This is a genomic window from methanotrophic endosymbiont of Bathymodiolus puteoserpentis (Logatchev) (genome assembly GCF_900128525.1).
Classification (GTDB): domain Bacteria; phylum Pseudomonadota; class Gammaproteobacteria; order Methylococcales; family Methylomonadaceae; genus Methyloprofundus.
The window spans coordinates 1-22,624 of record NZ_FQTQ01000134.1 but is presented as its reverse complement, the minus strand read 5'-3'; the positions used below and the strand labels follow the sequence as shown (position 1 = coordinate 22,624).

General features: G+C 40.8%; 28 protein-coding genes. 11 read left to right on the top strand and 17 right to left on the bottom strand.

Annotated features, from left to right (window positions below; genetic code table 11):
• Positions 1–29: 29 nt before the first annotated feature.
• The 3 genes from BQ7314_RS10745 to rpsF are packed head-to-tail and all read right to left on the bottom strand — an operon-like array spanning position 30 to position 1,629.
• Positions 30–914, bottom strand: coding sequence for a YybS family protein (locus BQ7314_RS10745; RefSeq protein WP_245394975.1), 885 nt, complete (start codon positions 912–914; stop codon positions 30–32).
• A 44-nt stretch (positions 915–958) separates the two neighbouring features.
• Entirely contained in the window at positions 959–1,189 is a 231-nt protein-coding gene (gene rpsR / locus BQ7314_RS10740) for a 30S ribosomal protein S18 (RefSeq protein WP_174483693.1), read from the bottom strand.
• A 26-nt stretch (positions 1,190–1,215) separates the two neighbouring features.
• Positions 1,216–1,629 (bottom strand): 30S ribosomal protein S6, encoded by a 414-nt coding sequence (gene rpsF / locus BQ7314_RS10735; protein WP_174483692.1) that lies wholly within the window; start codon positions 1,627–1,629, stop codon positions 1,216–1,218.
• Positions 1,630–2,070: 441 nt separating this feature from the next.
• Between rpsF and trhP the strand changes: the two genes are divergently transcribed.
• The 3 genes from trhP (at position 2,071) to ispH (ending at position 4,733) form a co-directional block, all read left to right on the top strand.
• Positions 2,071–3,417 carry a prephenate-dependent tRNA uridine(34) hydroxylase TrhP gene (trhP, locus tag BQ7314_RS10730; protein ID WP_174483691.1) on the top strand — a complete coding sequence of 449 codons (1,347 nt, stop codon included), beginning with the start codon at positions 2,071–2,073 and terminating at the stop codon, positions 3,415–3,417.
• A 16-nt stretch (positions 3,418–3,433) separates the two neighbouring features.
• Positions 3,434–3,628, top strand: coding sequence for a YgaP family membrane protein (locus BQ7314_RS10725; protein WP_174483690.1), 195 nt, complete (start codon positions 3,434–3,436; stop codon positions 3,626–3,628).
• Between the two features lie 151 nt (positions 3,629–3,779).
• Positions 3,780–4,733 carry a 4-hydroxy-3-methylbut-2-enyl diphosphate reductase gene (ispH, locus tag BQ7314_RS10720; RefSeq protein ID WP_174483689.1) on the top strand — a complete coding sequence of 318 codons (954 nt, stop codon included), beginning with the start codon at positions 3,780–3,782 and terminating at the stop codon, positions 4,731–4,733.
• Between the two features lie 47 nt (positions 4,734–4,780).
• Here ispH and def read toward each other — a convergent pair whose 3' ends face one another.
• On the bottom strand, positions 4,781–5,311 hold the full coding sequence (def, locus tag BQ7314_RS10715) for a peptide deformylase (RefSeq protein ID WP_174483688.1): 531 nt from the start codon (positions 5,309–5,311) through the stop codon (positions 4,781–4,783).
• Positions 5,308–6,102: a DUF2797 domain-containing protein gene (locus tag BQ7314_RS10710; RefSeq protein WP_174483687.1), complete on the bottom strand. Its 795-nt coding sequence runs from the start codon at positions 6,100–6,102 to the stop codon at positions 5,308–5,310. Before BQ7314_RS10710 ends, def begins: the two co-directional genes overlap by 4 nt.
• A gap of 127 nt (positions 6,103–6,229) precedes the next feature.
• Between BQ7314_RS10710 and ppa the strand changes: the two genes are divergently transcribed.
• Positions 6,230–6,778 carry an inorganic diphosphatase gene (gene ppa / locus BQ7314_RS10705; protein WP_174483686.1) on the top strand — a complete coding sequence of 183 codons (549 nt, stop codon included), beginning with the start codon at positions 6,230–6,232 and terminating at the stop codon, positions 6,776–6,778.
• Between the two features lie 60 nt (positions 6,779–6,838).
• Here the strand turns inward: ppa and BQ7314_RS10700 are convergent, their stop codons facing one another.
• Positions 6,839–7,282, bottom strand: a complete 444-nt coding sequence (locus tag BQ7314_RS10700) for a molybdenum cofactor biosynthesis protein MoaE (protein WP_174483685.1) — start codon at positions 7,280–7,282, stop codon at positions 6,839–6,841.
• Position 7,283: 1 nt separating this feature from the next.
• Positions 7,284–7,517, bottom strand: a complete 234-nt coding sequence (locus tag BQ7314_RS10695) for a MoaD/ThiS family protein (RefSeq protein ID WP_174483684.1) — start codon at positions 7,515–7,517, stop codon at positions 7,284–7,286.
• 65 nt (positions 7,518–7,582) lie between these two features.
• On the opposite strand from BQ7314_RS10695, the gene moaC reads away from it, so the two are divergent.
• Genes moaC through BQ7314_RS10675 form a run of 4 tightly spaced genes read left to right on the top strand, consistent with a single transcriptional unit; the run spans position 7,583 to position 9,623 of the window.
• Complete coding sequence (gene moaC, locus BQ7314_RS10690) at positions 7,583–8,068, top strand: cyclic pyranopterin monophosphate synthase MoaC (RefSeq protein WP_174483683.1); 486 nt, start codon at positions 7,583–7,585, stop codon at positions 8,066–8,068.
• A gap of 4 nt (positions 8,069–8,072) precedes the next feature.
• Positions 8,073–8,768, top strand: coding sequence for an ABC transporter permease (locus BQ7314_RS10685; protein ID WP_174483682.1), 696 nt, complete (start codon positions 8,073–8,075; stop codon positions 8,766–8,768).
• Between the two features lie 48 nt (positions 8,769–8,816).
• Positions 8,817–9,098: a DUF5710 domain-containing protein gene (locus BQ7314_RS10680; protein WP_174483681.1), complete on the top strand. Its 282-nt coding sequence runs from the start codon at positions 8,817–8,819 to the stop codon at positions 9,096–9,098.
• A gap of 21 nt (positions 9,099–9,119) precedes the next feature.
• The gene (locus BQ7314_RS10675; protein WP_174483680.1) at positions 9,120–9,623 is read left to right on the top strand and encodes a YgjP-like metallopeptidase domain-containing protein; all 504 of its coding nucleotides are present in this window, start codon (positions 9,120–9,122) and stop codon (positions 9,621–9,623) included.
• A gap of 25 nt (positions 9,624–9,648) precedes the next feature.
• Here BQ7314_RS10675 and rodA read toward each other — a convergent pair whose 3' ends face one another.
• The 5 genes from rodA to BQ7314_RS10650 all read right to left on the bottom strand — a co-directional run bounded on the left by rodA (position 9,649) and on the right by BQ7314_RS10650 (position 15,374).
• Positions 9,649–10,782 (bottom strand): rod shape-determining protein RodA, encoded by a 1,134-nt coding sequence (gene rodA, locus BQ7314_RS10670; RefSeq protein ID WP_174483679.1) that lies wholly within the window; start codon positions 10,780–10,782, stop codon positions 9,649–9,651.
• On the bottom strand, positions 10,779–12,623 hold the full coding sequence (gene mrdA, locus BQ7314_RS10665; protein ID WP_174483678.1) for a penicillin-binding protein 2: 1,845 nt from the start codon (positions 12,621–12,623) through the stop codon (positions 10,779–10,781). Before mrdA ends, rodA begins: the two co-directional genes overlap by 4 nt.
• Before the next feature lie 173 nt (positions 12,624–12,796).
• A complete protein-coding gene (mreD, locus tag BQ7314_RS10660) occupies positions 12,797–13,270 on the bottom strand; it encodes a rod shape-determining protein MreD (protein WP_174483677.1) in 474 nt (157 codons plus the stop codon).
• A complete protein-coding gene (mreC, locus tag BQ7314_RS10655; RefSeq protein ID WP_174483752.1) occupies positions 13,257–14,129 on the bottom strand; it encodes a rod shape-determining protein MreC in 873 nt (290 codons plus the stop codon). Before mreC ends, mreD begins: the two co-directional genes overlap by 14 nt.
• A 201-nt stretch (positions 14,130–14,330) precedes the next feature.
• Complete coding sequence (locus BQ7314_RS10650; RefSeq protein ID WP_090715689.1) at positions 14,331–15,374, bottom strand: rod shape-determining protein; 1,044 nt, start codon at positions 15,372–15,374, stop codon at positions 14,331–14,333.
• Between the two features lie 170 nt (positions 15,375–15,544).
• Here BQ7314_RS10650 and gatC point away from each other — a divergent pair, with 170 nt between their 5' ends.
• The 3 genes from gatC to gatB are packed head-to-tail and all read left to right on the top strand — an operon-like array spanning position 15,545 to position 18,738.
• A complete protein-coding gene (gene gatC / locus BQ7314_RS10645; RefSeq protein ID WP_174483676.1) occupies positions 15,545–15,832 on the top strand; it encodes an Asp-tRNA(Asn)/Glu-tRNA(Gln) amidotransferase subunit GatC in 288 nt (95 codons plus the stop codon).
• 10 nt (positions 15,833–15,842) lie between these two features.
• On the top strand, positions 15,843–17,294 hold the full coding sequence (gene gatA / locus BQ7314_RS10640; protein ID WP_174483675.1) for an Asp-tRNA(Asn)/Glu-tRNA(Gln) amidotransferase subunit GatA: 1,452 nt from the start codon (positions 15,843–15,845) through the stop codon (positions 17,292–17,294).
• 10 nt (positions 17,295–17,304) lie between these two features.
• Positions 17,305–18,738 carry an Asp-tRNA(Asn)/Glu-tRNA(Gln) amidotransferase subunit GatB gene (gene gatB, locus BQ7314_RS10635; protein ID WP_174483674.1) on the top strand — a complete coding sequence of 478 codons (1,434 nt, stop codon included), beginning with the start codon at positions 17,305–17,307 and terminating at the stop codon, positions 18,736–18,738.
• A 59-nt stretch (positions 18,739–18,797) separates the two neighbouring features.
• Here gatB and BQ7314_RS10630 read toward each other — a convergent pair whose 3' ends face one another.
• The 5 genes from BQ7314_RS10630 to BQ7314_RS10610 are packed head-to-tail and all read right to left on the bottom strand — an operon-like array spanning position 18,798 to position 22,536.
• Complete coding sequence (locus BQ7314_RS10630) at positions 18,798–19,790, bottom strand: VWA domain-containing protein (protein WP_174483673.1); 993 nt, start codon at positions 19,788–19,790, stop codon at positions 18,798–18,800.
• Positions 19,791–19,794: 4 nt separating this feature from the next.
• Positions 19,795–20,358 carry an MxaK protein gene (locus BQ7314_RS10625; RefSeq protein WP_174483672.1) on the bottom strand — a complete coding sequence of 188 codons (564 nt, stop codon included), beginning with the start codon at positions 20,356–20,358 and terminating at the stop codon, positions 19,795–19,797.
• Positions 20,355–21,374: a vWA domain-containing protein gene (locus tag BQ7314_RS10620; protein ID WP_342590407.1), complete on the bottom strand. Its 1,020-nt coding sequence runs from the start codon at positions 21,372–21,374 to the stop codon at positions 20,355–20,357. The genes BQ7314_RS10625 and BQ7314_RS10620 overlap by 4 nt, the downstream gene beginning before the upstream one ends.
• Entirely contained in the window at positions 21,335–22,234 is a 900-nt protein-coding gene (locus tag BQ7314_RS10615) for a nonribosomal peptide synthetase MxaA (protein WP_174483671.1), read from the bottom strand. The genes BQ7314_RS10620 and BQ7314_RS10615 overlap by 40 nt, the downstream gene beginning before the upstream one ends.
• 5 nt (positions 22,235–22,239) lie before the next feature.
• A complete protein-coding gene (locus tag BQ7314_RS10610) occupies positions 22,240–22,536 on the bottom strand; it encodes a hypothetical protein (protein ID WP_174483670.1) in 297 nt (98 codons plus the stop codon).
• Positions 22,537–22,624 lie beyond the last annotated feature (88 nt).

Below are 22,624 nucleotides of genomic sequence, written 5' to 3'. Positions count from 1 at the left end.
GTTATCGGTATACCGATTCCACCGTATATTTAAATATTCGATGGGGGTTTTATGTTTTTTCGTAAATTCAACCAAGTATCACTGAGACCAATAATTGCGACCGGCACAACTAAGTGCGGCACAACAAATATCAGCATATAAAAAATCGGTAACAAAAAGCGCTTTGCTTTTGTTGCTGATAATAACGCATGGGCAATAGCCGTGCCAATAAAGGCATACAACATAAATAGAATAATACCTATGTTCCAAGCTACCTCAGAAATAACACCACCAGCTACTACAGCGACTATAAATACACAAACTGTCGTTATAGTGAATCGTGAAGGCATGCGTAAAGAAAGGTATTCTACACCAAAGCCACCTGGATTATATAAGTTTGCTTGCCACCAACGCGCTAACAACAAACCTAATAACAAACCAGTCACTGACCCTGTTGCAAGAATACCGGTCATATATTTCGCGAGCATGGTAATTGTTTGCTTAACTTGCTCTATAGGTACGTCTGATGCCTGCATCATAGGCTCAATCATTATGCTCAAAATTGCCTGCCAATAAGCAGCAGGATCTTGAGCAAACAAGTAAAAACCTATAATAACTAATGCACCCAATACTGAAGATATTTCTATTGCCAAAGACAAATGACGCCCTTCACGTAATACAATAGAAAGTAACCAAACAGGCAACCACAAAATAAGCGCATAACCAAAGGCAAATTGATAATTACCTAAAACTATAATACCTAAAATCGCAGCTGCTACACACGCACTTAATAAAACTAATAAACCTTCATACCATCCACGACGCAATGTCACCAATGCTACTGTAGCTGAACTTACAATACTGATAGGCGGCATAAGCAAGGATAGCAGCGCTAAAGAAGATGCAACAGCCATGGCCTGCATTCTTCCTTTCATAATATAACTGGCTAAAAAATTCACTAATGCCGACCTTAATTTAATTATTCGTGCGCATCACAAAAAGGCACCAAAGCAATATAACGTGCGCGTTTAATTGCGTTTGTTATTTGTCTTTGATGTTTTGCACTTGTGCCAGTAATACGGCTGGGTACAATTTTACCTGTTTCAGTTACGAATTCATTTAGCATCTCGATATTTTTATAATCGATTGCATTTGCTTCACCTGGTGTGCCAAAAGCAAAGTGCTTTTTGCGTCTCATTTGACGTGCCATGAGCTATCCTCTATGTATTTATTAAATTATTCAGAATCAGATTTAGCAACAGAAACAACTTCTTCTTTTACTACTACGACTTCTGCTACCACTGGTTTCTCTACAGATGTGTTTTGCTCAGCAGTCTCAGCTGCAATAACCGATGCTTCTGTAATTGCCGCTTTTCTTGCTATAGTCATGCTACGTAACACAGCATCATTAAAACGGAAACTACTTTCTAGCTCAGCAAGAGTTGCTTGGTCACACTCAATGTTCATTAATACGTAGTGTGCTTTTTGAAGCTTTTTAATTGGGTAGGCAAGATGTCTACGCCCCCAATCTTCAAGACGGTGAATAGCACCTGACGCGCCTTCAATAGTTGCACGATAACGGTCTATCATCGCAGGAACTTGAGAGCTTTGGTCAGGATGAACTAAAAAGACAATTTCATAATGTCGCATAATTTTCCTTTCGGGTTACAGCCTTCTATCAGAATTTGACAGTAAGACAAGGAGGGTGATTAAACCCCATTAAAAAGCCGATCATTATATTGTATATTTAACTGATTGAAAAGTAGTTTCTTTACCATAAAAAGACTAAAAAACACAAAAACAACCTTAGAAGTCAAATTTCGAACATGCCTGAAAGCGCCGCTAGCCTGCAAATAACTAGCCATACTAGATGACATGAAATTTCGAATTTTATAAAATGTACATTCATTATTTCTGCATAATAACGAATACAACACTACCTAAATTTGTGATATAAAAAAAACGAAATAACTTCTTGTTTTTCAAATTATTGCTGATCTCATCATTTCATAGCTATTGTACTAGACTATTTTGTGAGCAAGCTATCGGGTAGAATAACGATAATGATTATCTTTTGAAATTTTCTTGTAGATGAAAAAAATAGAACTCTTATCTCCTGCAGGCACATTAAAAAATATGCGCTATGCTTTCGCTTATGGTGCTGATGCCGTTTATGCGGGGCAACCACGCTATAGTCTACGCGTGCGCAACAATGACTTTCTTGATGAAAACCTCGCCAAAGGCATTAGCGAGGCTCATGCACTAGGAAAAAAATTCTTTTTAGCTACTAATGTTATTCCTCATAATACCAAAGTTAAATCCTTTATAAAAGATATTAGCCCTATTGTTGCTATGCAACCAGATGCACTTATTATGGCTGACCCCGGTTTAATTATGATGGCTAGAGAACACTGGCCAGATATGCCAATACATTTATCAGTGCAAGCAAATACCGTTAATTTCGCTACTGTTAAATTCTGGCAAAAAATGGGCGTAGAGCGCATCATTCTATCCCGTGAACTATCTTTAGATGAAATTGCCGAAATACGCCAAGAATGCCCTGATATGGAACTCGAAGTATTTGTTCATGGCGCACTATGTATCGCTTACTCCGGTCGTTGCCTATTATCTGGCTATTTTAACCACCGCGACCCTAACCAAGGGACTTGTACTAACTCCTGCCGCTGGAAATATGATACTAAACCTGCTTATGAAAATGCTGAAGGTGACTTTATATTAGAGGGTAACGCTCTTTCTATGAACGACCTAAATTCTACCACCGCTAGCTGTGGAGGTGCGGAACGTCACCCTCTAGCTGACGAAGTCTACTTCTTAGAAGAAGAAGGTCGCCCTGGCGAACTGATGCCTGTTATGGAGGATGAACACGGCACCTATATAATGAATTCTAAAGACTTACGCGCGATAGAACATGTACAACGACTTGTTGAAATTGGCGTTGATAGCCTAAAGATTGAAGGCCGCACCAAATCACATTATTATGTAGCGAGAACTGCGCAAACCTACAAACAAGCCATTAATGATGCCCTAGCCGGTAAGTCCTTTCAACCTCAGCTTATTGGTGTTTTAGAAAATCTAGCTAATCGCGGCTATACCGATGGCTTTTACCAACGTCACCATACTCATGAACAGCAAAATTACATGACTGGCTACTCAAAAAGCCATAAACAGCAGTTCTGTGGTGAAATAAAACACTACGACGAAAACACCGGTATGGCTGAAATTTTAGTTAAAAACAAATTCTCAATTGGTGATAAGCTTGAGCTTATACACCCCGATGGGAATCATGATATTATCGTAGAACGTATGGAAGATATGCGCGGAAATGAAATGCATGAAGCATCAGGTGGTGGCTATGAGGTAAAAATCCCTTTACCCTCCTGCACTAGCAAACTCGGCCTATTAGCCCGCTATTTTTAAATAAAGAGGAAATCTTATGAAACCAAATGTCGGCGGAATTGATAAAATCATTAGAATTATTGCTGGCCTTAGCATTATGGCTGTCGGCGCTTATCTTCAATCCTGGTGGGGAGCTGTAGGTATCATACCTCTTATAACCGCTTTAATTAATTGGTGCCCTGCTTACCTACCTTTTGGCTGGTCAACTTGCAAAACCAAAGAAGCCGAATAAACTTACTACCCCCCAAAAACCGATCATCCACTAATCTAGGTAACTTCTGAACATAGAGAAAACAAAGCTGCTATACGGCCTCTATGCTGAACATATAAAACCTCCTAGACTGTGACAAAAAAATCAAATGCCTTAACAAGAACTAAAAATTATGAAAATTGAACTCGCTAACCCTCGTGGATTTTGTGCTGGCGTAGACCGCGCTATTGAAATAGTAGACCGTGCCATTGAAGCCTTTGGTGCGCCTATTTATGTACGCCATGAAGTAGTACATAACCGGACTGTGGTTGAAGGCCTAAGAGACAAAGGGGCTATTTTTATTGAAGAATTAAGTGATGTCCCTGAAGGCTCTTATCTTATTTTCAGCGCCCACGGTGTCTCTAAAAAAGTACAAAAAGAAGCCGTAGAAAGAAAATTAACCGTGTTCGACGCGACCTGCCCTTTAGTAACCAAGGTTCACATTCAGGTTGCTAAACACGCCAAAGCAGATCGTGAAGTCTTCCTTATTGGTCATGCTGGCCACCCCGAAGTTGAAGGCACTATGGGGCAATACGAAAAGTGCACAGAAAATGGCGCAATTTATCTGGTAGAAACGCCTGAAGATGTCAAAACAGTTAAAGTTAATAATCCTAAGAATTTAGCTTATGTAACGCAAACAACACTTTCCATGACCGATACTCAAGTCATGGTTGATGCATTACATGAACATTTCCCATCAATTCAAGAACAGAAAAAAGACGATATTTGCTATGCTACGCAAAACCGTCAAGATGCAGTACATGACCTTGCCGAAACTTCAGATATTATTTTAGTTGTTGGCTCAACTAATAGCTCCAACTCAAACCGCTTAAGAGAAATTGCTGAACAATTAGGCAAACCCGCGTATCTAATTGATACCGCTCAAGATATGCAGGAAGAATGGTTTTCTGGTGCTGATGTGGTAGGCGTAACAGCTGGAGCATCCGCACCAGAAATATTAGTCCAAGAAGTCATTAAACAACTGCAAGCTTGGGGCGGTGAAACAGCCGTAGAAAACTCAGGTATTGAAGAAAAAGTGGTCTTTACCTTACCCAAAGAACTCAAGCTACATATGGACAAGCACTAGTTAAATCTTAAGAAAAGCGCTACATTTCATCCGTAGCGCTTCCCCACTTAACTATCCCTGATTAATTTAAGAAATTCCGTTTCAGAAATAATATCTTTATTGCTCTCAACTCTATCCAAATAGACTAGTCCATCCAAATGGTCGTATTCATGCTGAAAAACACGCGCGACAAACCCCTCTAGGACCTGAATCACAGCATCGCCACTTGCATTAATATAAGTTACTTTAATATGCGTATACCTAGGCACTTTCGCTCGGATACCCGGAATACTTAAACAACCTTCCCAATCTTTCTCTCGCACACCATCCAAAGACTCAAAACTAGGGTTAATCATCAGAGTCGGTTCCATTTCTGGCGCATACGGATAACGTACAGATGGCCTTGACGCTATCACTATCATTCGCCAGGAAGCTGAAATCTGCGGAGCTGCCAGGCCTACGCCATTTGTACTCGCTAGAGTAACAAATAAATCACCGATAATTTCTTGTATATCAGAGGCATAAATATCTTGCACACGCTGTGCATGTATTCGTAAAACATCGGCACCTAACTGGACAATTTCACGCACTTCACTCATGCAGAAAACTCCACTTCATAGCCAGTAAATTTACGAATATTGATCACCCCAGTATCCAATAGTAAGTATTGACCTTTAATTCCCTGCAAAACCCCCTCTACATTCGCTACTTTATCAAAATTAAAAGATTTCACTTTTTCTGGGTATTGCATAACTGGATATTGAATATCCACAACTTGTTCTTCAAGTAATAATTCAAACGCTTGCTCACCAAATCTTGCTGTTATTTCCGCTAACGGCTCTTGGCATAATAACAGTAGCTCATCGCGTTTGCTCCATAAATCTACCGGCTGTTGTAAATCCTTTAACATTCGCTGCCAACTGGTTTTATCGCTGACATGCTCAGCAATAGCAACTTCTGCCAGCCCCGAAATATATCGAGACTGAGCTTTTAAAATAGGCATAGCCTGAACCGCCCCCTGATCTATCCAACGCGTTGGTACTTGCGTATGTCTAGTAATACCTACTTTAACGCCTGATGAATTGGCCAAATACACATAATGCGGTTGAAAACAAAACTCTTCCCCCCACGATGACTCTCGGCAAGTCCCCTCTGCATAGTGACAAGTTTCTGGTTTCATAATACACATATCGCATTGCGCCAACGAAATAAAACAGGGGTAACAAAACCCCTGGTTAAACGTTTTTTTAATAGAGCGCTGGCAATGCACGCACGCAATATTACCTGTATAGCTCAACTTTATATTTTTACCGATAAAGGGGTTTAATTCGATTAACTGCTCACCTAGCGGCAACTGATATTTAACCGGCGACTGCAATTCAGTGGTCATTTTTCGCAACGTACCTAGCACTTCAACTCTCCAAAACTTCAATAATTTCACAACATTTAGCGCTCAAAGTATAAAGAATATGGGTATAATTACATAGTTATTAATTCTTCAACATAAGAGAAATCGCATGTCATTTACAAATGTTAACCCAGGCAAAGATGTCCCTAGCGACATCAATGTTATTATTGAAATCCCTGCTTACAGCGATCCCGTTAAATATGAAGTCGATAAAGAGACAGGCGCTTTAACTGTAGACCGCTTTATGGGTACAGCGATGCAGTACCCAGCAAACTATGGCTATGTGCCACATACTTTATCGGATGATGGTGACCCAGTTGATGTCTTAGTTATCACGCCACACCCAATTTTAAGTGGTAGTGTTATTCGCTGTCGCCCAATTGGTGTTTTAAAAATGTCTGACGAAGCAGGCGAAGATGCAAAAATCTTAGCAGTACCGGTACAAAAGCTAACCCAGTACTATAATAAAATTGAAACTTACTTAGACTTTCCTGAAGCGGATTTAGATAAAATTGCGCATTTCTTCGAACATTACAAAGATTTAGAAAAAGGTAAGTGGGTTAAAGTTGAAGGCTGGGAAGGTATTGAGTCTGCTGAAGCTGAAATAATCTCAAGTATTGAGCGTTATAATAATACGGCTAAAAAGCCTGCATTCTAAGGCCTAATACAACTACTTTAGCCTCGATTAGACTTAAACTAAGCGCGGCTAAAGCTTTTCCTACAAATAACCATCAGTATTCTTCGCAACCCAGCGACTTTGATCGTCTGCTAATATCTCTTTCTTCCAGAAAGGCACTTTAGACTTCAAAGTTTCCATAATAAAGCGGCTCGCATCAAAAGCCCCCCCCCTGTGCCCTGACCAAACAACCACTAAGACTAAAACATCATCCGGAAAAACATCGCCAACACGATGAATCACCAAAACATCCAATATAGACCACTGCCGTTCAGCCTCTTGCACCACTGCCAGCAATTGCTTTTCTGTCATGCCAGGGTAATGCTCGAGGGTCATACCTTTTACTCGTTCACCCTCATTAAAATCACGCATAGTGCCAATGAAAATATTGGTCGCGCCATATTTCCCTGATAAGGCTTGCTGCTGTTTTTGATAAGCCTGTACTTCAGCAAAGGGGTCAAATTCCTCAGATATAATTTTAATCATATTACCCGCCTGTCACCGGTGGAAAAAAAGCCACCTCATCACCATCCGCAACGATACAAGCTAAATCCACATACTCCATGTTAAGCGCGGCTAAAGTATTATCCGGCATCACTTTTGCTTCCGTCGCCTGCCGCCAAACATCTGCAACACTTAGTACTTGTTCAAACTCCAACATATCTTCAGATCGCCCTAATAATTCTTTTAAACTCGCAAAATAACGTACTTTTATCGACACAGTCATTCACTCAATCAGTAAAACAATAGATAATATAGAAACTTTTTTATATATCTTTCTATATCATGACAACACTCACACATTTCAATCAATCCGGCGAAGCTCATATGGTTGACGTTGGTCAAAAAGCCACCACCCAACGTACGGCTGTCACAAGCGGCTATATCGAAATGCTACCTAATACCTTAGCATTAATTCAAAGTGGCGAACATAAAAAAGGTGACGTACTCTCTATCGCACGTATTGCCGGCATTATGGCCAGTAAAAAAACCGCAGATCTCATTCCGCTTTGCCATCCACTCCCTATTACCCATCTCGAAATCACTTTTAATATTGATTCAGAAAACAATCGAGTTTACTGCCGTACAACCGTAAAAACCAACGGGCAGACAGGCGTAGAAATGGAAGCTCTCACTGCTACGCAAATCGCTTTACTGACTATTTATGATATGTGCAAAGCCGTAGACCGCGGTATGTGCATTCAAAGTATACGCTTAGAAGAGAAATCAGGCGGTAAATCTGGACTATGGCAACGCGGCACAAGCACATAACCCGGTGAATTATTTTTCTGATGCAGCATTGGGGGCTATACAGCTTTTATTGGAGTTCAACCCTGAAGTGTACTTGATTGTTTGGACTTCGCTTAAAATAGCGCTAATAGCTACAACACTCGCAGCCATATTAGCTATTCCTACGGGCATTTATATTGCTATTAACGAATTTATTGGCAAGCGCTTATTATTACAGTTGCTCAATACACTGATGGCCATGCCGACCGTGATGATCGGTTTGATTTTTTATGGTCTACTCAGCCGTCGTGGAATATTAGGCGATTATGGCCTTTTATACACGGAATCAGCCGTTATATTAGGAGAAGCTAGCCTGATTTTACCTATTATTATCAATATGACATTCGTTGCCGTGCAGTCCGCTGATAATCGACTTCTGCCTACGCTAAAGTCCCTAGGAGCCAAGCAATCACAATTAGTGTTGCCGTTATTAACTGAGCTACGCTTTATCATTCTTGCTGCAATTATCACCGGTTTTGGCCGCGCCATCGGTGAAGTAGGTGCCGCAATGATGCTAGGGGGTAATATTCATGGAGTGACACGCACTATGACCACCGCAATTGCACTAGAAACAAGCAAAGGTGACTTTGTGCTTGGCCTAGCACTCGGTATCGTCTTATTAAGCGTAGCCTTTAGTGTTAATTTTATACTACAACAACTCACGCCAGAAAATAACCACTAAGTCGCCGCTCTTATTCAATTTTTTATAACGCCCAAACCTGAAATTAATATGTCTAACTCTAAAACCTATCTCACCGTTCCTTATGCAGAAAAAGATGCCGCAAAAGCGCTGGGCGCGAAATGGGATGCTACAAAAAAGAAATGGTATGTTCCGACAGGTGTTGATTTAAGTCACTTTTCTAAATGGCAAACAGACAGTGCAAGCCGCTCGCTTAAAACCGAAAAACCGAAGACAAACTCCTCGGTCAATGACACGTTAAATGGCGTAGTAACAGTGGCAAAAAATAAAGCATTTATTGCCTATAACGGCGACCAGCCACCCTGGATTTAAGACGAGACTTTAAAAACAAGTATGCATACACTAAAATACTTAAACGGCTATCCTGCCCCAGTAAAAGAACAGGTACAAACACTTATCAGCAATCATACGCTTGCTGGTTTTTTACTAAAAAAATACCCTATTGCCCATGAAATAAGGAGTAATAAGGCGCTTTATAACTATGTTATGGGCCTAAAAAATCAATTTATTCGCAAATCTGAGCCACTAAGTAAAGTGATTTACGATGATAAACTCGATGTATTACATCAAGCATTAGGCTTGCATTCCTTTGTTGCTAGAGTTCAAGGCGGTAAATTAAAAACAAAAAATGAAATTCGTATAGGCTCGGTCTTTAAAAAAGTACCTATAGAATTTTTAAAAATGATCACCGTCCATGAGTTAGCCCATATAAAAGAAAAGCAGCACAATAAAGCTTTCTATCAATTATGTCAGCATATGGAATCTGATTATCACCAACTGGAATTTGATATGCGCCTGTACCTAACTCACTTAGATATTACAGGAAAACTTTATTAAAATAATAGTCCTGTCTATTAAAGCGTTAATTTGGCAACACCTTCTTATGTGTATGAATGGACATCAAAATACCAAAACCTGCCAGCAAGGTAACCATTGACGTCCCACCATAGCTAATCAAAGGTAAAGGCACTCCGACCACCGGCAAAATTCCGATAACCATCCCAATATTGACAAACACATACACAAAAAACGTACAGACTAAACTACCTGCAAGCAAACGGCTATAAGTATCCTGCGCTTGCACAGCAATATACAAACCGCGGGCAATAATAAATAAATAGATAGCAAGTAGCCCTAGACAACCTACCAAACCAAATTCTTCCGCAAAAACAGCAAAAATAAAATCGGTTGAACTTTCGGGTAAAAAATCTAATTGGGACTGCGTATTACCCTGCCATCCCTTTCCATAAGGACCACCCGAGCCTATAGCAATCTTAGATTGAATAATATGATAGCCCTTTCCCATAGGGTCAGCTTCTGGATTCAAAAAGGTCAATACACGATCTTTCTGGTACTCACGCATAAAAAACTGCCAATAAAGAGGCGCTAACGCACTTAAACCTAAAATTGTCACCAGTAAAAACCGCCAAGAAAGTCCGGCAAAATACAAAACAGAAGCACCTGAACTCGCCACTAATAGAGATGTCCCTAAATCCGGCTGACGTACAATTAATAGCGTAGGAATTAAAATAAAAAGCGTAGCTACGCCTATGTGCCGCCATTTTGGCGGTATATCATGCCCAGCTAAATACCACGCGACCATCATTGGCGTAGTAATCTTAATCATTTCTGAGGGCTGGAAACGAAATAAACCCAAGTCCAGCCAACGCTGCGCCCCCTTACCCACATCACCGACCAGTAAAACAGCGAGCAATAAAACCACACCTAAGCTATACAATGGTATTGAATAACGCTGAAATTGGCGTGGATTAACATGCGCTAACACAATCATTAGAATCCCAGCAATCCCCATACGCGCAGCTTGGCGTATCAGCAAAGCAGTTTCTTTATTACCTGTGCTATACAGCATCATAAAACTCATAAGTAACAACAAGAATAAACCAATTAATAGAGGAATGTCTACATGTAACTGACGCAACAAACCGCCAATTAAAGAATGCTCTTTAAACTGTTCAGCTCTTAATTCCACTTTCATTGTTTATTTTCCATACCTAAATACTCTTTGATTACCTTGGCCGCAATAGGTGCAGCAATAGAACTACCGTGACTACCATGCTCAGCTATCACCGCCACAGCAATTTTAGGGTTATCTGCGGGGGCAAAAGCAATAAATAAAGCATGATCACGCATATTGAATTTAATCTCTGCCTCATCATATTCCTCATCTTGCTTAACGGTGTAAACTTGTGCTGTTCCTGTTTTACCTGCAATCTGATAATCAATGCCTTTTGCTATTCGCTTTGCTGTCCCTCTAGGCGAGTGCACTACATGCACCATAGCATTAATAATATCCTGAACATTTCCGAACTTTAATTCAATCTGCTTTTGTATAGGATGCTCCACCTCAGCTGCACGATTTTCATAGATAATTCGTTCGGCTAAGTAAGGTGTAATAATATTCCCTTGCTTAGCTAAAGTTCCTGTTGCACGTGCTAATTGTAAAGGAGTCACTTGCGTAAATCCTTGCCCAATCCCAGTAATTAATGTCTCACCTGGATACCATACCTGCTCTCGATGAATACGTTTCCACTCCCTTGAAGGCAATAAGCCTGATTTTTCACCTTTCAAATCAATACCCGTTTTTTGCCCGAAACCAAATTTATGCAAAAAAGTAGATATTTTATCGATCCCTAAAGCAAGCGACAAATCATAAAAGTACACATCACAGGATTGCGTAATAGCATCATCTAAATTGACTTTACCATGCCCCCATTTTTTCCAATCGCGATATTTATGGTCTTTGTTCGGTAATCGGTAATACCCAGGACAAAATAAAGTTTGCTGCATACTTGCAACACCATACTCCAAGCCTGCCAAACCAATAAATGGTTTTAATGTTGAACCGGGTGGATATTGCCCTCGTAAGACACGATCAAAGAGTGGTTTATTCTTAGAATTATTCAGCCTATCATAATCTTTATAACTAATACCCGTGACAAATAAATTGGGATCAAAACTCGCCTTACTTACCTGAACTAAAACACCTCCGGTATCCAAATCAAGCGCCACGACAGCACCATTATAGTCAGCTAACGCATCATAAGCCGTGCGTTGTAAGTCCATGTCTATCGTTAAATAAATATCTGCACCGGGTATAGAATCAATTCTGCCTAGCTCACTAATAGGCTTACCTTGAGCATTTGTTTCTAACTCAGCATAACCAGCATGCCCGCGCAAAACATCTTCATAAGCGCGCTCTATACCTGTTTTGCCAATGGTATGCATAGCACGATATTCTGCCTCAGGTAATGTTTTTAGCTCTCTTTCGTTAATACGCCCAACATAACCCACAAGGTGCGCTGTTAATTCAGCATAAGGGTAATGACGCAGTAAGCGAGCATGAATATCAACCCCTGGAAAGGTATGCCGCAAAACTGCAAATTTAGCCACTTCGGTCTTATCAAGCTGCAACAGCAAAGGAATACTATCAAAGTGCTTATAGTGCTTCCTCTGCTTGTTAAAGGCCGCAATTTTTTCCGGTGGAATACTCAAAGCCAACTGTAAACGCTGCAAGGTCTCTTCCATATCAGTGACTTGATCTGGAATGAGTTCTAAACTATAAGAGGCTAAGTTTTCCGCAAGAATACGCCCATGCTTATCATAAATAATCCCTCGAGTAGGCGGTATTGAGGTTACTTTAATCCGATTATTCGTTGCCATATTATGATAACGCTTATGACCTAGCACTTGTAAATAAACTAGGCGACTCACTAAACCTGCAACTAACAGCAACATAAAGGCAAAGAGAATGACTGTACGACTTAAGAAAATGCGATTTTCTAAGAATCGATCTTTAATGACCTGATAACGGCGCATAATAATTAAATACCTTAGGAGCGGGGTTAATAATACCCGAAAGTAGGCGTATAGCGCGCTATACAACTGATTTTCTAGCGTGCCTGAGAAGCCCGGCTAGGGTATTATTCATTGTTATTGATGTAAGAATAGGACAGCTCTGTACACTTTAACCGTGCTATGCACTAAATTTCTTAGACAATGCGTATGTTACGCAATAATAGACTGACAACAGGCCAGACGACAGCCCCCGTTAAAACCGGCAACCAGAAATTTATGGGCACCGGTTGATGATTAATATTTTCAATCCAAAAAATCAATACTCGGGCAAACAACAAGAGCATAAAAACAACCAAGCTCTGTTGAATAATAAGGTAGTGCCTTATACGCTTATGCTGTTTGACACTAAGAAAAATGCTCGCAGCATAAGCTAATGCATACTGCCCCAGTAATTGCCCAGTCAGCACATCGACTAATAAGCCAACTATCCATGCCTTACCAACACTCGCTGTCTCTGGTGCGGCAAGTGCCCAATAAATCAAAATTAAAAGCACCCAATCAGGGGATGCCATCAAAAAAGCCCCCTTCCATGGAGTAATATTCAATGCCATAGCAACAACAACGGTGAGCCAATAAGCAATCAATAGCGGTAATTTAATCTTGGCCATGCACTTGCTCACTAAGCGGATTATTTAAAGGAATAACCTGACTATTACTCCAAACAATCAATAATTCACGACTCGTGTTCAATGCCGCCGTTGGTCTCGCTTGTATAACCGCAAAAGGTTTATCAGGTTGCTCAACAAAAGACTCAACAACCGCAACAGGGTAACCTTGAGGAAAAATACCGCCTAAGCCAGAAGTAATTAATAAATCACCGGGAACTATATCTGCATTATTAGGCAAAAAAGGTAAATTCAATTTATTTAACTGACCACTACCAATAGCAATAGTATGTAGACCATTACGATTAACCTGTACAGGAATCGCATGATTTGGATCGGTAATTAAAATAATCTCCGAACTCAAAGGTAAGGCTTTAAGTACTTGTCCAACAATACCATTTGCATCTAACACCGGCTGCCCTACATGAACACCAAATCGACTGCCTTTATTGACCACGACGACATGCTCATAAGGAGCAAGATTAACCGATAATAATTCAGCAATCAAAACCTGTTCACCCAGTTTAAAAGAGCTATCCAATAAAGAACGTAAACGAATATTTTCTTTTTCTAGGGCCGAAAATTTCAATAACCTTGCACTATTAATCAATTGTTGCTGCTTTAAAACTTTATTTTCACTTAATAGCTGCTCATAACCCTCAACAGAATTAATCACGTTATTAAATAAGCGTGTAGGCGCATCAACAATGTATTGAATCGGATAAACAAAGACCGAAAGAATATGACGTAAAGGCTTTAATTTATCACTATACTGCTCAGTGACCAGAAAAAAAACAGACAATAAGACCACAATTAAAAAACGTGTATTAATTGAGGGACCAGTGGCAAATAAAAGTTTTATAGTGTTTACCCTAGCAAAACTGAAGCATTAAAAACAAAATAATGGTATTGAGCTGTTTATAATAACGACTAACTCACGGCCACTCAATTTAGAAGTGTATCAATTCAAAGCGATGCGCTCCGTTCCTCAGCTCATCCTACACCCATTAAAAATGAAAAGTGGCCTTAAAATTCAAAAGCTGGATTAATAAGCGATATCATTCTACTCTAAAGAAAAAGCAGACAAGCCTTTTTCATCCAACATTTCCAATACCATGCCACCACCGCGTGCAACACAAGTTAATGGATCATCAGCAATATAACAAGGCAAGCCGGTTTCTTCAGAAATAAGACGGTCTATATCTTTTAGTAAGGCCCCACCCCCCGTTAAAACGATACCTCTTGTTGCAACATCCGCACCAAGCTCAGGTGGAGTTTGCTCTAAAGCAACTTTAACTGCACCAACGATACCAGATAATGGCTCTTGTAAGGCTTCTAAAATTTCATTGCTATTTAAAGTAAAACCGCGCGGCACACCTTCTGCTAAATTACGCCCTTTCACCTCAATTTCCATAATCTCACTGCCCGGATAGGCGGTTCCTATTTCTTTTTTAATACGCTCAGCCGTTGCATCACCAATTAAAGTACCGTAATTTCTGCGCACATAATTAATGATTGCCTCATCAAAACGGTCACCACCAATACGTACGGAAGCCGAATACACAATCCCATTTAAAGAAATAACGGCAACTTCAGAAGTCCCTCCCCCTATATCTAAAACCATAGAACCATGCGCTTCATCAACCGGCATACCCGCACCGATTGCTGCTGACATAGGTTCTTCAATCAAATAAACTTCACGCGCACCCGCCATTGCCGCCGACTCACGAATAGCTCGCCGCTCAACTTGAGTAGAACCACAAGGTACACAAATTAAAATACGCGGACTAGGCCGGAAAAATTTATTCTCATGCACTTTTTTGATAAATTCACGCAACATACGTTCTGTTACTGCAAAATCAGCAATCACGCCATCTTTCAAAGGACGAATAGCGGTTATATTCCCCGGTGTGCGACCCAGCATTAGCTTAGCTTCTGTGCCTACCGCAGCAATCATTTTAGATCCACGAATCCGATCTTCTTTGATAGCGACTACTGAAGGTTCGTTTAAGACTATTCCTTGCCCCGGCATATAAATAAGTGTATTAGCTGTCCCTAAGTCAATTGACAAATCATTTGAAAATAGGCCACGAAGTTTATTAAACATTAATTCTTGTTCCTGAACACGTAGAAAATTCCACTACTTTATCAATCAATAAGGTATTTGGGCAAGATATAAAGTATCATATTGCGCTATTCGTCTTTATAGAAGCTTAAAACAAAGCCTATATAAGGCGCTTAAACTACCTAAGAACCCCACCGAGTAATGGAGTTAAAATGTCGTTAACAGTAGATGATGTTAATAAAATTGCGTATTTAGCGCGCTTGGGCATTGATGCTCAGGACACCGAATCTTATGCCCAAGATCTCTCCGGCATGTTAGACCTGGTTGCTCAAATGAGCGCAGTTAATACTGATGATGTCACACCTATGGCACACCCCCTTGATCAGGCACAACGTTTACGCCCTGACCAAGTTATTGAAACTAATAACCGGGAAGCCTTCCAGGCCATTGCTCCGCAAGTTGAAGCAGGCTTATATCTTGTGCCCAAAGTCATAGAATAAGGTAAAACATATGCATACTAAAACCCTTGCCCAAATCGCTCAAGGCTTACGCGCAGGCGATTATTCTAGTCAAGAGCTCACTGAATCCTATCTTGCACGTATTAAACAACACCAAGACCTGAACAGTTTTATTACAGTAACTGAACATCAGGCTATCGCTGCCGCCAAGCAAGCCGACGCGATGCTCGCTGCCGGTGATGCGCCCTTCTTAACTGGCGTACCTATGGCACATAAAGATATTTTTTGCACCCTTGGTGTCAAAACTAGCTGCGGTTCCAAAATGCTAGATAACTTTATCTCGCCTTATAATGCGACTGTAGTAGAAAAATTCAATGCCGCTGGTGCTGTTTCCCTAGGTAAACTCAATATGGATGAGTTTGCTATGGGCTCCTCCAATGAAACCAGCTTTTATGGCACGGTCAAAAACCCTTGGGCAACCCACTGTGTACCCGGTGGTTCATCGGGTGGCTCAGCAGCAGCCGTTGCTGCGCGTTTAATCCCCGGCGCAACAGGTACCGATACAGGTGGCTCTATTCGCCAACCTGCAGCGCTGTGCGGCATTACTGGCTTAAAACCCACTTATGGCCGAGTCTCACGTTACGGCATGATTGCTTATGCCTCCAGCTTAGATCAAGGTGGCCCTATGGCGCAAACAGCGGAAGATACAGCGCTTATGCTCCAAGTCATGGCCGGATTTGACTCTCAAGATTCCACTAGCGTGGATTGTGCCGTGCCAGATTACAGTGCCGACTTGAATAACTCTCTAACTGGCTTAAAAATTGGTCTTCCTAAAGAATTTTTTGATGAAGCCTTAAACAGCGAGATGGCAGCGAGCATTGACACGGCAATCAATGAATACAGAAAAATGGGCGCAGAAATTGTCGAAGTGTCTATGCCTAATTTAAAACTCGCAATTCCTTCTTATTATGTCATTGCCCCTGCGGAATGCTCGGCTAACCTTTCGCGACTTGATGGTGTGCGTTATGGTTATCGCTGTGAAAACCCTACGGACTTAAATGATTTATATATTCGTTCACGTGGTGAAGCTTTTGGCACGGAAGTCAAACGCCGTATTTTAGTTGGTACTTATGCCCTATCTGAAGGTTATTACGATGCTTACTATATTAAAGCGCAAAAAATCCGCCGTTTAATCAGTGATGATTTCAAACAAGCTTTAGAACAAGTCGATGTCATTATGGGCCCCGTATCCCCTACCCCTGCTTTTGGCATAGGCGAAAAAACTGATGACCCTATCGAAATGTACTTAGCTGATATTTACACAATAGCGATTAATCTAGCTGGCCTACCTGCCATGTCAGTTCCCGCTGGTTTTATCGATAATAAACCCGTAGGCTTACAGATTATTGGTAACTACTTTGACGAAGCAAAACTGCTTAATGTCGCCCACCAATATCAACAAGTTACTGACTGGCACCAACAAACACCGAAAGGTTTCGAGTAAGGAGATCACTATGCAATGGGAAACTGTTATTGGGTTAGAAATTCACACCCAACTCGCAACAAAATCAAAAATCTTTTCTGGTGCCGCGACCGCTTATGGCGCAGAACCTAACACCCAAGCCTGTGCAGTTGATTTAGGTCTACCAGGGGTATTACCGGTACTCAATGAAGAGGTCGTGCGCATGGCGGTTAAATTTGGGTTTGCTATTGATGCTGAAGTCGCTGATGTCTCAGTCTTTGCTAGGAAAAATTATTTCTATCCAGATTCACCTAAAGGCTATCAAATCAGTCAAATGGACCACCCTATTGTCGGTATAGGTCATATGGATATTGAAGTGGATGGCATCACTAAACGCATCGGCGTTACCCGCGCCCATTTAGAAGAAGATGCAGGTAAATCTTTACATGAAGATTTTCATGGCTTAACCGGAATTGATTTAAACCGCGCCGGCACACCTTTGCTAGAAATCGTTTCTGAGCCAGATATGCGCTCGGCAAAAGAAGCGATTGCCTATATGCGTAAAATTCACGAACTCGTGCAATATTTAGAAATTAGCGACGGCAATATGCAAGAAGGCTCATTCCGTTGCGATGCTAACGTATCGATACGCCCAAAAGGCCAAGAAGAATATGGCACGCGCACCGAATTAAAAAACATTAATTCATTCAAGTTCGTCGAAAAAGCAATCAATATCGAAGTCGAACGGCAAATTGAAATTATTGAAAACGGAGGCAAAATCACTCAGGAAACCCGCCTGTATGATGCTGATAAAAATGAAACTCGCTCTATGCGTAGCAAGGAAGAAGCGAATGATTACCGCTACTTTCCTGACCCTGATTTATTACCTGTTATTATCAGTGATGAATTACGCACACAAGTTAGGGCCGATTTACCTGAATTACCTCAAATAAAAAGGCAGCGCTTTATTGCCGAATATCAATTAGATGCAGAAACAGCAGGCATTTTATCGAGTACCAAACAGTTAGCACATTATTTTGAAGCCTTAGTTAAATCCTCTGGCTGTGACGCAAAAACCTGTAGTAATTGGGTAACGGGAGACTTATTAGGTGTACTAAATAAGCAAAGCTTAGATATTGCTCAGTCCCCTATCTCTTATGAACGCTTAGCCGGACTATTACAACGTATTGCAGATAATACGATCTCCGGAAAAATCGCCAAACAAGTGTTTGAAGCCATGCTTAATAGCGAAGATGATGCGGATGCAATTATTGAATCCCAAGGTCTAAAGCAAATTACTGATAGCGGCGCTATCGAAGCGATTATTGACAAAATCATCGCTGACAACCCCGCCCAAGTGGAGCAATACTTAAACGGTAAAGATAAAGTCTTTGGTTTCTTTGTGGGGCAGACCATGAAAGCTTCCCAAGGAAAAGCTAACCCTGGCGAAGTCAATAAGATTTTACAAGGTAAGTTGAAACGCTAATTTTCAAATACATACGCTGTCAGCCCATCTAGGGCTGACAGCGTATGAAAAAATTCTACTCAAACCTTATAGTTTTCCTCAAGCAAGTTCTTTTCACCAGCACGGCTCAAACGCGGAAAATAAACTAAACCCAATAGTATTAAGGTAAAAATGGCAAAATATGGGCGGCTATCAGACAAAACTTGCTGTTGTTTAGCAAACATTGGAATTTGCAATGCCTTACTCAATTGCTCGCTGGTTTCCAGACGATGATAAACCCAGTCAACTTCTTTACTAAGCTGCTGTAAATAAGGTTCATACAAGCGAGTTAAATGCTGGTCTCCAGTGACTTTAGCACTGCCAAAAGGCGCATTACGCGCGTTGTACCCTTCTACGGGAACAGATGAAGTAGGAGCCATGCCAAATGTTGAGCGGTGCGGAACATCACCTTGTTGATAAAACCCTTGTTGCTGACCTTGCTTGTTATATTTAGGGATGGGGACATTTTGCAAGCCCCCTACCCCGACTAATAGCCCTTTTAGCTTACCTTTTAAGTCACTAAAGTCTGTTTTATAGCGCGGATTCACAGGAGGTGCTTCTTGTCCATCGGTTAAAAAAACAATGTGGCTACCACGGTTCTGTAATTGAGTAATAGTATTCGCAAGCCCTTTACCAATACGGCTATCAGCAGCCCATGCCATCCGCCAGTCAATAGTATCAATCACACTGTCAATTTCTGCATAAGATGAGCAGACTTCGATAGGCTCAAATAATAAGGTGGATTTTCTTTCCGTAAAAATCCCTAGCCCCAGCTTAGATTGACAGGGAAGTGTTAATACTAGGTCACGTAATGCCTGTTTAACAAAGTGTAGCCGGCTGACTGCTTCATCCTTTAGCTGATAATCCTTAGCATTCATACTGCGTGTTATATCAACAATCACGGTAAAGTTATAAACAGCCTGGCGTTTGATTACTTGAGGATTAATAAACAATGCTAACATAGCCAGCAATGCGAGACTTAAGCCATAAAACCGGTAATCTTTCAGGTTTTTTAATAAATGTTGTAACAACATAATATTAAGGCAAACCACGTGGAAAGCCTGGCACGGTAGCCCAGAGTTTGGCTTTTTTCTCAGGGATAGGATCATCCTTTTCCATGGTGATTCGATCCATTTCTGGCAATAAACGCATCGCAACTTCTAAATTATATTTTGCATCCCAATAATGGCTGTCTAATACTAAAGCTTGCCGATAAGCTTGTTTTGCCAATGCAGCTAGTGCGCTTGCTTCATTTATTTGCATAGATTCTGCCAGCTCAACGGCCTCAGTTAAATAAGTGTTACCCAAATTATAGCGAGTAATGGCTTGCATTTTCTGACTGCCCTGATTAATAATTTGACTCAAACTAGCTTGTGCTTCTTTATACCGATGTTTCTTCTTCAGATAGGTAGCACGCGCCAACTTTACCTCAGGCACATTACCTTTCAACTGCTCAGACTTTAACTCTTTACCTTGATTTAACTGAGTGATTAATTGATTACTATTGGCTATTTGGTAGAAAGAATACATACTTTGCAGAGCTATTGCTAAAGCAGCTAGTAATGCTAGCCAGACTGTATAATGACGAATGGCTTTTATCATGGTCTTGCCTCGGCCAATTTAAATATCCATAGCAGGCTAATAAATAACATCGCTAACTGGTAGCACTGGTTTGACAAGTCTTGTTTCGGTATTTTTTCTACATAATGTAAGGGCATGTTTTCTAATTGGTTAATGTCATTAATGGCCTCTTGTACAGCATCAGGATTTTCTGCCTGATAAGCTTTATAAGGAATACCTAAGCTGGTAAAAAACAAATGCAAATAACGTTCGGGCATCGCGCCTGCATTATCATCGCGCGGGTCTTCGGGTTTTTCATATAAGCCAGGACTGTTTTCGCTGCGCATAAAAATCCAATACAGTCGGATATTCAGTTGTTTAGCCCAGCGTCTTATTTTTGCCTCACTGTCCGGGTCAATCACTGCGGCACCATCTGAAACCAAGAGAATAATCCGTGAACCCGTTTGTGAACTTTGTTGTTGAAAATAAGATAAGCCCATTGCCAGCCCTTTGCTGATATTGGTATAGGCGAGTGCTGGTAAATCAGTAGCAGAAACAGCGGCAAGTGCCGCTTGTTTGTTTTCTGTCAATGGCATAAAAAATAACGCTGAGGTACTATATCCGGCAACCCCGATTCGGTCATGCTTGCGTTGCTTAATAAATTCACTTAATAATCGTTTGGCGGCACTGGCTTTGGATTCTTCACTGCCATCGGGTGCCTTACCTGCATAGGTATAATCCATACTTTTACTCCTATCCAGCAATAATACAATATGTGCGCCATAACCAATGCGCTCTCTGCTTTGTTCACCTCGATTCAAGCCAGCCAGAGCCAGCACGAGAAAGGTAATAGCAGCAACTGCAATAAGCTTTATCAATACTGAGATAAAGCTTGATAATCCATCGTTAGGTATTATTTCTATAGAGGGATAAGGAACCTGAGTGACACCATTATTAAATAAGGGAAATAAGCTCATCAGTAAAGCTAACAATACCCAAGGATAATCGACAGCAAGATTCATCGCTTGCCTCGTTCTATCTGAAGACAGTGCTGGCACAATGCTTTAATTTTTTCACTCTCGTCTTTGTTAGCTCTACTGGCTGAACTAAAAAAGTGCTGATTAGAACAATTAAAAAACCAAGTCAGTTTTTCGTGCAACGGTTGATAATTTGGGAAACGTTGATAAAAACCTGCCAATTGATGTTGAAACAAGGGCTTGCCATTCAACTGGTTTAACGCTTTATGCATAATATTCAAGCTAGCAGTCAAGTCATCAGCCGATAATTTAGCTAATTTCCGTAAAGGACTTTTGAATATCTGATATTTTGGTAAAAAAGTTAATAAGCCATAGAGCCAAGCCAGATAAGCCGCCAATATCAAAGCACTAAGCAAGCTTACTATCAGGCGATTAAGCTGGCGGGTGTTATCTAAGAAAGGCGCTGGCGTATCTGGGCGCATATATTCTTTACCATCGTCTTTCCGAATAGCCAATTCACGCAGGGGCGCAGCAGTAAAATGCCAACTGGGAACCTTTTTTTCTATGGTATTGCCAAATTGCCTGAACTGTAAGGTAAATCCAGGTAATTCAAGCATTTTAACAGCTAAAGGTGCATAAAAAATTTGATAAGTTAGGTCAATTTGATAATGAAACCCTTGTTGAGTTTTGGTTTTCTCAATGTTGATCATATTCAAATTAAGCCAGCGATTAACCTCCCCTATACTGGGCATACTGCTAGCTTGCAAAGCCAAACCATCTCTAGCGTCTATAATAATGCGCTGCTTTATTTCATCGCCCATCACATAACCAAAAGGGCGAGGTGTTTGTACTTCAAAGAATGTAATCGGTTGATTGATTGAGCCAGAACAGCTACTCAATAATAAGCCGATAAAAAAAATAAAAAGACTGTTAAACCACATCTTAGTCAACCTGCGAGTTGTAAAAAATATTGATTCACTGACTCAGCCCGATAACCTTGCTCCATAAATAACGGCTCACAGCCAAAACTTCTAAAGCAATGCTGTAATTGCTGTTTTCTCTGTGCAAATGCACCTTGGATTTTCTTTTTTAGTGCTGGCCGCATCCATAACGTCCGTGTTGTACCCTGCTCCAGATCAGCCAGCTTTATCATTCCCCAACGTGGCAAATCACGACTTTCTTTTTTATCCCATAACACCAGGGGGATAACGGTGTCCGCAACAATACATAAGATGGTAGACATACATCAAATCTATGGGTGATAATAAGTTTCCTAAGGTGTAAAAACCAACTTTTACGGAATTCAATTGCACGAAAAAGTGGCGCTCAGA

Coding starts and splice junctions, on each gene's coding strand:
- BQ7314_RS10725 (WP_174483690.1), top strand. CDS start 3,434: ATGAAACCAAATGTCGGCGGAATTGATAAAATCATTAGAATTATTGCT.
- def (WP_174483688.1), bottom strand. CDS start 5,311: ATGAGTGAAGTGCGTGAAATTGTCCAGTTAGGTGCCGATGTTTTACGA.
- ppa (WP_174483686.1), top strand. CDS start 6,230: ATGTCATTTACAAATGTTAACCCAGGCAAAGATGTCCCTAGCGACATC.
- rodA (WP_174483679.1), bottom strand. CDS start 10,782: ATGAAAGTGGAATTAAGAGCTGAACAGTTTAAAGAGCATTCTTTAATT.
- BQ7314_RS10675 (WP_174483680.1), top strand. CDS start 9,120: ATGCATACACTAAAATACTTAAACGGCTATCCTGCCCCAGTAAAAGAA.
- rpsR (WP_174483693.1), bottom strand. CDS start 1,189: ATGGCACGTCAAATGAGACGCAAAAAGCACTTTGCTTTTGGCACACCA.
- mrdA (WP_174483678.1), bottom strand. CDS start 12,623: ATGCGCCGTTATCAGGTCATTAAAGATCGATTCTTAGAAAATCGCATT.
- rpsF (WP_174483692.1), bottom strand. CDS start 1,629: ATGCGACATTATGAAATTGTCTTTTTAGTTCATCCTGACCAAAGCTCT.
- moaC (WP_174483683.1), top strand. CDS start 7,583: ATGACAACACTCACACATTTCAATCAATCCGGCGAAGCTCATATGGTT.
- BQ7314_RS10630 (WP_174483673.1), bottom strand. CDS start 19,790: ATGTTGTTACAACATTTATTAAAAAACCTGAAAGATTACCGGTTTTAT.
- BQ7314_RS10680 (WP_174483681.1), top strand. CDS start 8,817: ATGTCTAACTCTAAAACCTATCTCACCGTTCCTTATGCAGAAAAAGAT.
- gatB (WP_174483674.1), top strand. CDS start 17,305: ATGCAATGGGAAACTGTTATTGGGTTAGAAATTCACACCCAACTCGCA.
- gatA (WP_174483675.1), top strand. CDS start 15,843: ATGCATACTAAAACCCTTGCCCAAATCGCTCAAGGCTTACGCGCAGGC.
- BQ7314_RS10745 (WP_245394975.1), bottom strand. CDS start 914: ATGAAAGGAAGAATGCAGGCCATGGCTGTTGCATCTTCTTTAGCGCTG.
- BQ7314_RS10710 (WP_174483687.1), bottom strand. CDS start 6,102: ATGACCACTGAATTGCAGTCGCCGGTTAAATATCAGTTGCCGCTAGGT.
- BQ7314_RS10615 (WP_174483671.1), bottom strand. CDS start 22,234: ATGTGGTTTAACAGTCTTTTTATTTTTTTTATCGGCTTATTATTGAGT.
- BQ7314_RS10650 (WP_090715689.1), bottom strand. CDS start 15,374: ATGTTTAATAAACTTCGTGGCCTATTTTCAAATGATTTGTCAATTGAC.
- ispH (WP_174483689.1), top strand. CDS start 3,780: ATGAAAATTGAACTCGCTAACCCTCGTGGATTTTGTGCTGGCGTAGAC.
- mreD (WP_174483677.1), bottom strand. CDS start 13,270: ATGGCCAAGATTAAATTACCGCTATTGATTGCTTATTGGCTCACCGTT.
- gatC (WP_174483676.1), top strand. CDS start 15,545: ATGTCGTTAACAGTAGATGATGTTAATAAAATTGCGTATTTAGCGCGC.
- trhP (WP_174483691.1), top strand. CDS start 2,071: ATGAAAAAAATAGAACTCTTATCTCCTGCAGGCACATTAAAAAATATG.
- BQ7314_RS10625 (WP_174483672.1), bottom strand. CDS start 20,358: ATGATAAAAGCCATTCGTCATTATACAGTCTGGCTAGCATTACTAGCT.
- BQ7314_RS10610 (WP_174483670.1), bottom strand. CDS start 22,536: ATGTCTACCATCTTATGTATTGTTGCGGACACCGTTATCCCCCTGGTG.
- BQ7314_RS10700 (WP_174483685.1), bottom strand. CDS start 7,282: ATGATTAAAATTATATCTGAGGAATTTGACCCCTTTGCTGAAGTACAG.